Origin of the sequence: Nonomuraea turkmeniaca (assembly GCF_005889735.1) — a bacterium.
In the GTDB taxonomy this organism is placed as follows: Bacteria; Actinomycetota; Actinomycetes; order Streptosporangiales; family Streptosporangiaceae; genus Nonomuraea; species Nonomuraea turkmeniaca.
In genome coordinates, this window is the sequence record NZ_VCKY01000135.1 from 20,316 (window position 1) to 29,722 (window position 9,407).

Genomic DNA, 9,407 nt, shown 5'->3' on the forward strand with positions numbered 1-9,407 from the left:
CCGGACATGGCGTTTCCGCTCCTTCTGGGACGCATTCAGCCCGATCAAGGCCGGCGATGATCAGGGCAGGACAGCGCGCCGAGGGTGTCCCTGCCAGGTGCTTCAGGCATGGCGAACCGCCGGAGCGATCGGGTATGGCCATCCCTGAGTTCGGTTACCCGCCTCCGTTACGCGGGTGGCCACAGGGGTCCCGGTTTCGTGTGCCGTTCGTCGGCTGCACCACCCGAATGACCCCGGGCTCCGCTGTTGGGGTGGTATAATGATCTTGTATCCCGAGCGGGTGATCGCCCGGGATTTTGCTTTGTATGCCTTCTCCTCATCGCGCGATCCTGAACGCGGCAGTTCCTCTTTTCCTGTCCATGAGCGCCGGCGTCGTCGCCCAGCTCATCAGCACGTCCCTCCTCGGGCACCAGGCAACAACCCAATTAGCGGCCTTCGCGCTCGCAAATGCGGTGCTCGCCCCGGTCACGGCCGCGGTGTCGGGCGGTCTGCGCGGCATGGCCCCGTTCATCGCCGTCTGTCGTGACCGCCCCGCTGAGGCACTGCCCATCCTGAAAGACGCGCGCTGGCTCACCATCGGGCTCGGAACGGTCGGCGCAAGCGTCATGCTCGGAGTCCCCTTGATCGCGCGGATCGGCGGGGTGCCCGATGAAGTGGCAGCCGAGTTCGGCACGTTGCCCCTGCTCCTGGCCCTCCAGGTGCTGCTGTACTCCGCAGGCGGAGGCGCCAACGGGATGCTGGTCGCGCTGGGACGTAGTCGGCTGGTGCTCTGGTCAAGCCTGTCGAGCACGGTCCTAGGGGTCTTCTTGCATCTCATCCTGGTGCCCAGGATGGGCATCCAGGGCACCGGCATCGCCCTCCTGGCATCCACCGCCCTGGCTGTCACCGTGTCGAACGTCCTCCTGCTGCGCGTACCCGAGTTGGCCGGGCAATCTCTGCGGCCTGGACGTCCCCGGCCACGGGAGATCGTTCGCATGGCGAGGGTGGGCATCCCGATGTCCGCCACCCTGGTCGTCAAGTTCGCAGTCATGGGCGGTGTGACCTACGCCGCCGCGCGGACGGGGGCCCAAGGGGCCGCCGCCCACGCGATCCTCGTATCGCTTCATGGATTCCTCGGGTTGGGCGCGTTCGCCGTTGCGCAGGCCGTAACGCCGGAGATCGCCAGAGCCGCCGCCCCTGGTGACGCCCGCCGACTCAACCGAGCGGCCCTGACCATCGCGGCTGCCGGAGAGCTCGCCGGTGCGCTCGTGCTGCTCTTCCTAGGCGAGGCGGTGCTTGGGCTGTTCACCTCGGATGACACTGTGCTCGACCTGGCCCTCGTCCTTCTGCCGTTGCTGGCGGCCTACGCCCTCGCCGACGACTGCGCGATCGTGACGTCCGCCGGCCTGACGGGGCTCAAGCGCTCGACCTGGAGCCTGGGCTCGGCCATTGCGGGAAATGGCATGCTCGCCTTGGCGATGGCTCCTGCGGCGGCGGCCTATGGGCTGGCAGGTCTGTGGATCGCGTTGATCGCCAGTCGCGTGCTCATCCTTGCAGTGCAGACGGTCGGTTTCATGCGGCACAGCGAGGTGGGCTAGCCGGGTGAGCCTGCCGGCTCGATGAGACGCAAGGTGCGTTCGAGCATGTCCCGGAGGCCGGCGTCGGTCAGGACGCCGGTCGTGGCGTCCCAGGTCTCGACGAGGTCCGCGGCGTCACCGAAGAACCGGCGCATCAGGTCGAACAGCTCGCCGTAGAAGCCCACGACGAGCGCGATGAGGTGGAGGCGCTCGGGAAACGGTCCACCCGTGTCGAGGCAGCTCTCGATCTGCGGTCGAGCCCGGGCCAGCTCGCCGTCGGCCCAGACGCCGGCCGAGCGTAGAGCTCGGGTCATCGGCAAGCGATCTCCTCATACTTCTCCCATCCGGCCAGATGCGATGTAGAGAAAGGGCGGACAGCTTCGACCCCTTGGCGAGCGGGCCCCGGCCGGGGCCCGCCGGAAGAAGGAAGGCGAAGCAAGATGACCAAGGTGACCGCACAGATGTCGGTGTCACTGGACGGCTACTACGCCGGTCCCAGGCACAGCGGCGACGGAAGCTGGATCGACTCGGCAGAGGCCGCTGGGTTCTTCCGGATCACCCGCTGGGTGATCGACGCCATGGCGTGGCGCGAGCGGCAGGGCTTTGCCGGCGGGCAGAAGGACACGAACTCCGACATCATCGCCGAGACCTTCGAGGCCGCCGGCGCGTACGTCATGGGCCGGCGCATGGCCGATGGCGGCGAGGTTCCCTGGGGGGAGGAGCCGCCCTTCCGCGCGCCTGTGTTCGTCGTGACGCACCGCCCCCGCCAGACCCTGGTACGCCGAGGCGGCACCAGCTTCACCTACGTCACCGACGGCATAGCCAGCGCCATCGAGCAGGCCCGCGCGGCGGCGAACGGTAAGAACGTCGCCGTCGCCGGGGGTGGCAGTCTGCTCCGCCAGGTGATCGAGGCCGGCCTGCTGGACGAGCTGGAACTGCACGTCGTGCCGGTCGTGCTCGGCACGGGGATGCGGCTGCTCGACGCGGGTCTCGGCCTCGCCGACAAGGAGGCCATCGAGCTGACGCCGACCAGGGTCGTCCACACCCCTGGCGTCACGCACCTGCGGTACACCGTCAACGGCCGTGCCGCTCTTGTGCTCGACGACCGCGGAAGCGGCACCGGAGAGCCGATGCCCGCGGATGGGGACGGCGCGTAAGTCAAGCGGCACCGCTGGTCAGCCGTTGACGAGGATCGGATGGCGGGGCGGGCCGTCGGCGAGAAGCCTGGCCAACAGGTGCGGTAGCCCGGCGGGTCGCAGGAGATCGGTCGTTTCGCCCAGTTCCTTCAATGTCCACCAGCGGTGGCCGGTGATACTCGCCTTCTCGAAGTCCTCCATCCGGGCGGTGTCGATCTCGAAGGCGGGGACGCGGGCCAGGTAGTAGCGCTGCCGCACCTCGTAGGTGACGCCGTCCCGCTCCACGGTCCACGGGCGTCCCCGCCACACCTCCGGGCCCAGCCGCACACCCGTCAGCCCGGTCTCCTCGTACAGCTCACGCAGTGCTGCACCTTGATGGTTCTCCCCGGCTTGGAGACCGCCGCCAGGGGTGAACCAGCGAGCGGAGCCATCGTGCCGGTTATGGCTGGAGAACAGCAGGAGCCGATCGGCGTCGTCGATGACCACGACACGTGCGCTGGGGCGTGGGACCACGTCGCTCATGTCACGTCACCTGGACTCCTGTGCGTGCCCGCTACCGGCCAAGGCCGGCCTCGTAGGCGAGCAGACCGGCCTGGGTGCGGTTGGTGCACTGCGTTTTGGCGAGGATGCGGGAGATGTGCCCTTTGACGGTCGTCTCGCTCAGGAACAGCGTGGTGGCGATCTCCGCGTTGGACATCCCCCGGAAGAGGCAGACCAGCACTTTCCCCTCCCGTTCGGTCAGTTCGTCCAGGCAGGCCAGCCTGCGGGCGCGTGCCGCGCGCCGCCCCGTGGTGGTGACGATCAGGATCTTCACCGCCTTCGTCAGCGCGCTCATCGCCGCTTCCCTCCTGGCTTTCCGCCGCAGGGACGACTGAGACCGTACTCGAGAACCCTCTTCCGCCCGCTGGTGGGAGCCGACGAGGGCGCGCAGCAGCCCTCCCTGCTCTTGACTGCACGTGTAAGGTGCTCGAAGTGCCTGATCAGCATTCGCGACAGAGGTGATTCGCATGTCCTATCCCTCCCATGATCGCCGCCCCGGATCGGCCAGGCCGACGGTCAATCCGGCGCGCGTGTGGGGAGGCGGCGTGGCCGCCGCCGTGGTGGCCGCCCTGATCGTGGTGGTCGGGGTCATGATCAGCACGAGGCTCCTCGGCATCCGTGTCCTCACTCCCGGCGGGGCTTCCGCGTACGGCAGCGCGGCGACCACCGGATATGCGATCTCGGCCGCCGCCGCGGCGCTTGTCGCCACGCTGCTGCTCTACATCCTCATGCTGTCGACGCCGGAGCCGACCAGGTTCTTCAGCTGGATCGCGGGGCTCTTCACCGTCCTCATCACGATCCTGCCGTTCATGCACTCCGCCGATCTCATCGCGCAGATCGCCACGGCCGCCATCAATCTCATCATCGGCATCGCCATCGTCTCGCTCCTGACGTCGATCGGGCGTACGGCCCTTGAGGAAGCGCCGGATCCTGAGCCGTATCCGTACGAGCAGCATCGGGGGTATGAGCGGCCCCGGAGCCATGAGCAGCCTCGTGGGTATGAGCAGCCCCGAGGATATGAGCGGCGCGGGCACGAGCGCCGAGACTACGACCCGTACGACTGAGCAGGCGTGCTGCTTCTGCAGGGACGGTCAGGCGGCGTCCGGCCTGGATCAGTGGTGGTGAAGGTCCTCGATCGCCAGCGCGACGGCTGGGACGAGGCACCCCCGCCCCATGCCTACCAGCGCGCTCTTGGGTTCAGGGTTGCGAGCCGGGTGGCAGGGCGAAGGGGTCTTCGGGGAGGAAACAGCCGTGATCCTGCAGCGGCATCGGATCCTCGAGCACGGCGCCGCCGGTGAGGTCGCGTCCGAGCGGGCTGCGCCGGAACGTAGGTACGTAGGCTCTCCGGAATAGGTACCTATATGGGGAGTTCTCACGTCTCGGTGCCGCAGCTCACAGAGGCATTCTCGTGTTGTGAGGAACGGACAGGCGGCACCGGGAGAGAACGGTATGAAGGGACTTGCGCGGAGCAGGACACTGGTCGAGAGCGGCCACGGCGCGGAAGCGGGCCGGCAGGCCTCGTGGTGGCTCCCGGCCGAGCTTCCCTCGGTTCGCAGGGCCCGCCGGCTGACCCGGGCGACGCTGGCCGAGTGGGGTTTCGAGGACCAGATCGAGGTTGCCGAGCTGCTGGTGAGCGAGCTGGTCGGCAACGCGCTCGATCACACGCGCGGGCAGGCTCGGCTCAGCTTCGCCGCCGTGGACGGGCGGCTGCGGTGTGAGGTCGAGGATGAGGACCCTGAGCTGCCGAGCATGCGTGCTGTGGACGTCGATGCGGAGAGCGGGCGCGGGTTGTTCCTGGTCGACATGCTCTCCAACTGCTGGGGCAGCGTTGCGACGGCTCGGGGCAAGGCCATCTGGTTCGAGCTGCCGGCATTCGCCGACGCCCACGTGGAGTCCCTGGATGCTCTGGAGGCGATCGCCGCCTGAGCCCCGGGCCCTCCGAGTCCTCTGAGTCCTCTGAGCCCGCTGCACGGCGCTCGAGTTCACCACTGCTCGTGCAGTCAGCGCAGTGAGGGCTTCGGCGAGGGCGATCATCATGTCCAGCGGATAGCGGTCTGCCGACGGCCCCGCCGTCGACGCGTCGCGCTCGCCGGGAGGCGTCAACGCCTGCCGGGGCCGGGCCAGGATGCCACGCCGGCTCACCGAGCACGGCCTGACCGTGTTCGTCCTCAGGTATCGGCTGGCGGCGACGCCGCGAGCCGACGAGGAGTTCATGCGCCTGGCGTCCTCCTCTGCGATCATGGACGCCGTCGAGGCGCAGTCGCGGGTGGCCAAGGACGACGTCTTTCCGGCGCTCCGGATCGTCCGCGAACGGGCCTCCGCCTGGGGCGTCATGCTGGTGGTGGGCATGCGGAAGTCTCGCCTCACCGGGTGACCCAGGTGGTGACGTCGACGTCGCGCGGGTTGACGAGTTCGGAGAGCACAACCGAGGATGTGGTCTCGCCCAGAGTGCCGAGCTCCTCCAGCACCGCTTCCAGGTGGCGGGCGTCGCGGACGGCGATCGTGAGCTCGTAGCAGTTCTGGCCGGTCACATGGACGCAGGACAAGACGCACGCCGTCGTCAGGAGGCGTTCGCGTAGCCGGTTCGTGTCCTTCCTGGAACGGTAGTGGGGGCGCAGCGCGACGCGAGCCTGAAGGCTGAGGCCGAGCCGGGCGAGATCGAGGTGTGCGGTGTAGCCCTGGATCACGCCGCTCTCCTCGAGCCGGCGCAGCCTCTCGGCGACCGCGGAGCGGCTCAGGGACACACGGCGGCCCAGCTCGGCCAGGCTCGTCCGGGCGTCGTGGGTCAGCTCGCGGATGATTTTCATGTCGACGGGATCGAGGACCGGCGTTTCGTCGGCGGGCACGGCTGAAGGGCTCCAGATCGATGGTCGATAACGCTGAACGCCTTCACTCTGGCATGTCCTGGAGAGCGTAGGGGCCATAGCGTTCCTGGTCATGAAGGCGACTGTGTTGCAGGGCGTGGGTGACATCCGGTTGGTCGAGGTGTCTGATCCCGCGCTGCGCGATCCCACCGACGCGCTGGTACGGGTGCGGCTCGCGGCTGTTTGCGGGTCCGATCTGTGGCCGTACCGGGGCCTTGAATCCTTCGCGCCCGGCGATCGGATGGGGCATGAGTGGATCGGGACCGTGGAGGAGATCGGGTCGGAGGTCGTAGGCCTGCGGAAGGGTGATCTCGTGGTGGCGCCCTTCGCGTTCGCGGACGGCACGTGCTCGGCGTGCCGGGACGAGGTGCCCACCTCCTGCCGGCGGGGCGGGTTCTGGGGTGGAGCCAACGACGGCGGGCAGGCCGAGGCGGTACGGGTGCCGTTCGCCGATGCGACCCTGGTTCCCATCCAGGCCGACGTCGACGACGACCTGGCTCGGCGGTTGTTGCCGTTGACCGACGTCATGGCGACCGGGCACCATGCCACCGTCCTGGCCGGCGTCGTCCGTGGCGGGACGGTTGTGGTGATCGGCGATGGCGCGGTGGGCTTGTGCGCGGTGCTGGCGGCACGGCGGGCGGGCGCCGAACGGATCATCTCCGTCGGTCGCCATCCCGACCGCGCACAGCTGGCCAGGCGCTTCGGCGCCACCGACACCTTCCACGCCGACGATCCGGAGACCGTCGCGCTGATCGTCGAGAGCACCGGAGGCGGCGCCGCTGCGGTGGCCGAGTGCGTCGGTGCCCAGTCCGCGCTCGACCTGGCGCTGGCCGTGGCGCGTCCCGGCGGCACGATCGGCTCGGTCGGAGTGCCCAACGGCGTCACCGGGGTGGACCTCTACCGGTTCTTCCGCGCCAACGTCGGCCTTCGTGCGGGGGTGGCGCCGGTCCGGGTCTATCTCGACGCGCTTGTCGCCGACGTGCTCGCCGGGCGGCTCGATCCGTCACCTGTCTTCACCGCGGAGGTGGTATTGGGCGACATCGGAGACGCGTACCGGGCCATGGACCGGCGTGAGGCGATCAAGGTGTTGGTGCGCTCATGAAGACGCGGGTCAACCGGAGAAGTGCTCCGTGACGTATTCCCTGGGCAGTCGCCGACGGCGTTCGCGTTTCCGGGACTGCCTAGCGAGTGTCCGGGGAGAGGCGGAAGACGCGGAGCTCGCGGCCGGAGCGGTCGGTGTAGCCCTGGTAGAGCGGCCAGAAGCGGGTGAGGGTCTGCCAGGCCTGCTCGCGTGCGGCGTCCGTCAGCAGGGCGGCCGTCACCGGGATGACGCGGCCCTGGAAACGGATCGTGGCCTGCGGGGTCTTGATGAGGTTGCCGCTCCAGGCGGGGTGGTGCTCCCTGCCGAAGTTGCTGCCGACCACGAGGAACGTGCCGCCGTCCTCGGGCAGGCAGGCGAGCGGGGTCTCGCGTGGCTGTCCCGACTTGCTGCCGGTCGTGGTGAGCAGCAGATGGGGGATCATCTGGTCGCCCATGAGGGCGCGGCCGCCGGTCATCCGGTTGACGAGGCGGTCCAGCGGCGGCACGATCTTCGGCGCGATCAGGGCGAACCCCCTCGTGCCCGCGAGCCACTGGAAGAACGGGCGCAGCGCGGTGCTGACGCGTGCCTTGACCCCGCCGCTGGACTGTTGCTGCTCGACCACGGTGACCTCACGTCCGGATCCGGGAAACGCTGGTGATGAAGGATAGTTCCCTAGCAAGCGTTTGGTCTACCGTGCCGTGCCGGCCTCGTGCGCTGCCTGCTCCAGGCGGTTCCGGTACGTCTCCCACCACGTCTGATCGCCGTCCGGCAGGTTGCCGTTCTCCGCGCGCAGTCCGGCGGCGCCGTCGATCAGCTCCCTGACGATGTCGGCGTGGCCGGCATGGCGGTTGGTCTCGGAGATCAGGTGGGTCAGGATCCGGTGCAAGGTGACCTCGCTCCGGTCGGCCGGCCACCAGGCGACGTGGCCGATGGAGTCCAGCGGCAGCTCGTTGATCGTGGCGTCCGCGTGCGCCCAGGCCCGGTGGTACAGGCCGATGATCTGCTCACGGGACTCGTCGGGCGTCGCCCACATGTCCGCGTTGGGCTCCGCGCCCTCCTCGAACCAGGGCAGCGGCTCGCCGGACGGGCGGCCGAAAGTGTCGCCGAAGTAGCCGAACTCGACGCTGGCCACGTGTTTGACCAGGCCCAGGAGGTTGGTGCCCGTCGGGGTCATGGGGCGGCGGACGTCGTACTCGGAGAGGCCGTCGAGCTTCCACAACAGGGCCTCGCGAGCGGTCTGCAAATAGCGGTGGAGGTCGGCTTTGGGGTCCGATGCGGTCATGTCGATCATTGTGGCACTTTCGGGGAGCTGGGCTTCATGCGCACGCGACGGGGTGCTCGGGTCGTGCTGCTCGATCGCGATGAGCGGATTCTGCTGGTTCAACAGCGGAATGACGGCGCCATCGTCGTGCCGGGCCCGCCTGTGCGGGACCTGTTCTGGATCCCGGCGAGTGGGGATGTCGAGGACGGTGAGGACTTCCTCGACGCCGCGGCGGGAGCTGGTGGAGGAGGGGTTCCGGGAGCGGTCAGCGGCGGGGCCACATCGCGTTGAGGCGGTTCGCCGTCGCCTGGTACGCCTCCTCGACCGCTGGTGTGAGCACCACGTCCGCGCCCGGCCCCGCGGCGGCCAGGCGTTCGCGCAGCACGATGGACTCGGCCGTGTCGGCCAGGTCCAGCAGACCGCTGATGCTGGCGGCGACGGCGACCAGGTCGGTGCCCGACAAGTTGGCGCCACCGGCCTCCAAGGCGTCACGTACCACGCCCGCGCTCACCGCGCCCATGCCCAGCGCGGCGGCGGCGGCCGACAACGTCACCACGTCGATCGGATCGACGTCCACCAGGCGCAGGGGGACGTGTTCGGTCCGGCGGCCCGGCGCGTACAGCCGGCCCGCCAGCCTGGCGGCCGCGGCGCGCTGGCCCTGGGTGGGGGCGAGCGCTCGCCACAGCCTGCGGAGCGCGGTCAGCGCGGCGCCGTTCGCCAGGGGTCCGGGCAGGGTCGCGCCGTTGTCCTCGGCGGCCTCCAACGTCACCAGCAGTCGCTCCAGCTCCTCGATCGCGCGCGCCAGGTCTTCGCCCAGGTCGGGCACCAGGACCACGCGCGGGCCCAGACCCGTCATGCGCCGCTCCGGATGAGCGCGGAGACCGGCGGAGCATTGCCGGGGCGGAGTGTGGGGGCGGGGTGCGCGTCGCCTAGGGAGGGTGCGGCGAGGTCGGTGGCTAAGAGGGAGGG

General features: G+C 69.4%; 14 protein-coding genes. 7 read left to right on the plus strand and 7 right to left on the minus strand.

Annotated features, from left to right (window positions below; translation table 11 throughout):
- The first annotated feature begins 305 nt into the window (after nt 1-305).
- Nucleotides 306-1,577 (plus strand): MATE family efflux transporter, encoded by a 1,272-nt coding sequence (locus ETD86_RS32705; RefSeq protein ID WP_138670515.1) that lies wholly within the window; start codon nt 306-308, stop codon nt 1,575-1,577.
- Here ETD86_RS32705 and ETD86_RS32710 read toward each other — a convergent pair.
- Nucleotides 1,574-1,870: a hypothetical protein gene (locus ETD86_RS32710; RefSeq protein ID WP_138670516.1), complete on the minus strand. Its 297-nt coding sequence runs from the start codon at nt 1,868-1,870 to the stop codon at nt 1,574-1,576. The genes ETD86_RS32705 and ETD86_RS32710 overlap by 4 nt on opposite strands.
- 126 nt (nt 1,871-1,996) lie before the next feature.
- Here ETD86_RS32710 and ETD86_RS32715 point away from each other — a divergent pair, with 126 nt between their 5' ends.
- Nucleotides 1,997-2,713 (plus strand): dihydrofolate reductase family protein, encoded by a 717-nt coding sequence (locus ETD86_RS32715; protein ID WP_138670517.1) that lies wholly within the window; start codon nt 1,997-1,999, stop codon nt 2,711-2,713.
- Nucleotides 2,714-2,731: 18 nt separating this feature from the next.
- Here ETD86_RS32715 and ETD86_RS32720 read toward each other — a convergent pair whose 3' ends face one another.
- On the minus strand, nt 2,732-3,214 hold the full coding sequence (locus ETD86_RS32720; protein ID WP_138670518.1) for an NUDIX hydrolase: 483 nt from the start codon (nt 3,212-3,214) through the stop codon (nt 2,732-2,734).
- A gap of 31 nt (nt 3,215-3,245) precedes the next feature.
- The gene (locus ETD86_RS58470; RefSeq protein ID WP_246148556.1) at nt 3,246-3,527 is read right to left on the minus strand and encodes a response regulator transcription factor; all 282 of its coding nucleotides are present in this window, start codon (nt 3,525-3,527) and stop codon (nt 3,246-3,248) included.
- Between the two features lie 172 nt (nt 3,528-3,699).
- Between ETD86_RS58470 and ETD86_RS32730 the strand changes: the two genes are divergently transcribed.
- The 3 genes from ETD86_RS32730 (at nt 3,700) to ETD86_RS32740 (ending at nt 5,606) form a co-directional block, all read left to right on the plus strand.
- Nucleotides 3,700-4,296, plus strand: coding sequence for a DUF6069 family protein (locus ETD86_RS32730; protein WP_211370461.1), 597 nt, complete (start codon nt 3,700-3,702; stop codon nt 4,294-4,296).
- Between the two features lie 385 nt (nt 4,297-4,681).
- Nucleotides 4,682-5,158 (plus strand): ATP-binding protein, encoded by a 477-nt coding sequence (locus ETD86_RS32735; RefSeq protein ID WP_138670520.1) that lies wholly within the window; start codon nt 4,682-4,684, stop codon nt 5,156-5,158.
- 199 nt (nt 5,159-5,357) lie between these two features.
- On the plus strand, nt 5,358-5,606 hold the full coding sequence (locus ETD86_RS32740; protein WP_138670521.1) for a hypothetical protein: 249 nt from the start codon (nt 5,358-5,360) through the stop codon (nt 5,604-5,606).
- Here ETD86_RS32740 and ETD86_RS32745 read toward each other — a convergent pair.
- Nucleotides 5,596-6,078: an Lrp/AsnC family transcriptional regulator gene (locus ETD86_RS32745; protein ID WP_211370462.1), complete on the minus strand. Its 483-nt coding sequence runs from the start codon at nt 6,076-6,078 to the stop codon at nt 5,596-5,598. The genes ETD86_RS32740 and ETD86_RS32745 overlap by 11 nt on opposite strands.
- 91 nt (nt 6,079-6,169) lie before the next feature.
- Here ETD86_RS32745 and ETD86_RS32750 point away from each other — a divergent pair, with 91 nt between their 5' ends.
- The gene (locus tag ETD86_RS32750) at nt 6,170-7,198 is read left to right on the plus strand and encodes an alcohol dehydrogenase catalytic domain-containing protein (protein ID WP_138670522.1); all 1,029 of its coding nucleotides are present in this window, start codon (nt 6,170-6,172) and stop codon (nt 7,196-7,198) included.
- A 79-nt stretch (nt 7,199-7,277) separates the two neighbouring features.
- Here the strand turns inward: ETD86_RS32750 and ETD86_RS32755 are convergent, their stop codons facing one another.
- Both ETD86_RS32755 and ETD86_RS32760 read right to left on the minus strand, forming a co-directional pair.
- Nucleotides 7,278-7,799 (minus strand): nitroreductase family deazaflavin-dependent oxidoreductase, encoded by a 522-nt coding sequence (locus tag ETD86_RS32755; protein WP_246148559.1) that lies wholly within the window; start codon nt 7,797-7,799, stop codon nt 7,278-7,280.
- A gap of 66 nt (nt 7,800-7,865) precedes the next feature.
- Entirely contained in the window at nt 7,866-8,459 is a 594-nt protein-coding gene (locus ETD86_RS32760) for a DinB family protein (protein WP_138670523.1), read from the minus strand.
- 36 nt (nt 8,460-8,495) lie between these two features.
- On the opposite strand from ETD86_RS32760, the gene ETD86_RS32765 reads away from it, so the two are divergent.
- Entirely contained in the window at nt 8,496-8,729 is a 234-nt protein-coding gene (locus tag ETD86_RS32765; protein WP_138670524.1) for an NUDIX hydrolase, read from the plus strand.
- Here the strand turns inward: ETD86_RS32765 and ETD86_RS32770 are convergent.
- On the minus strand, nt 8,704-9,294 hold the full coding sequence (locus ETD86_RS32770; RefSeq protein ID WP_138670525.1) for a hypothetical protein: 591 nt from the start codon (nt 9,292-9,294) through the stop codon (nt 8,704-8,706). The two genes, ETD86_RS32765 and ETD86_RS32770, sit on opposite strands and share 26 nt — an antisense overlap.
- Nucleotides 9,295-9,407: the final 113 nt, after the last annotated feature.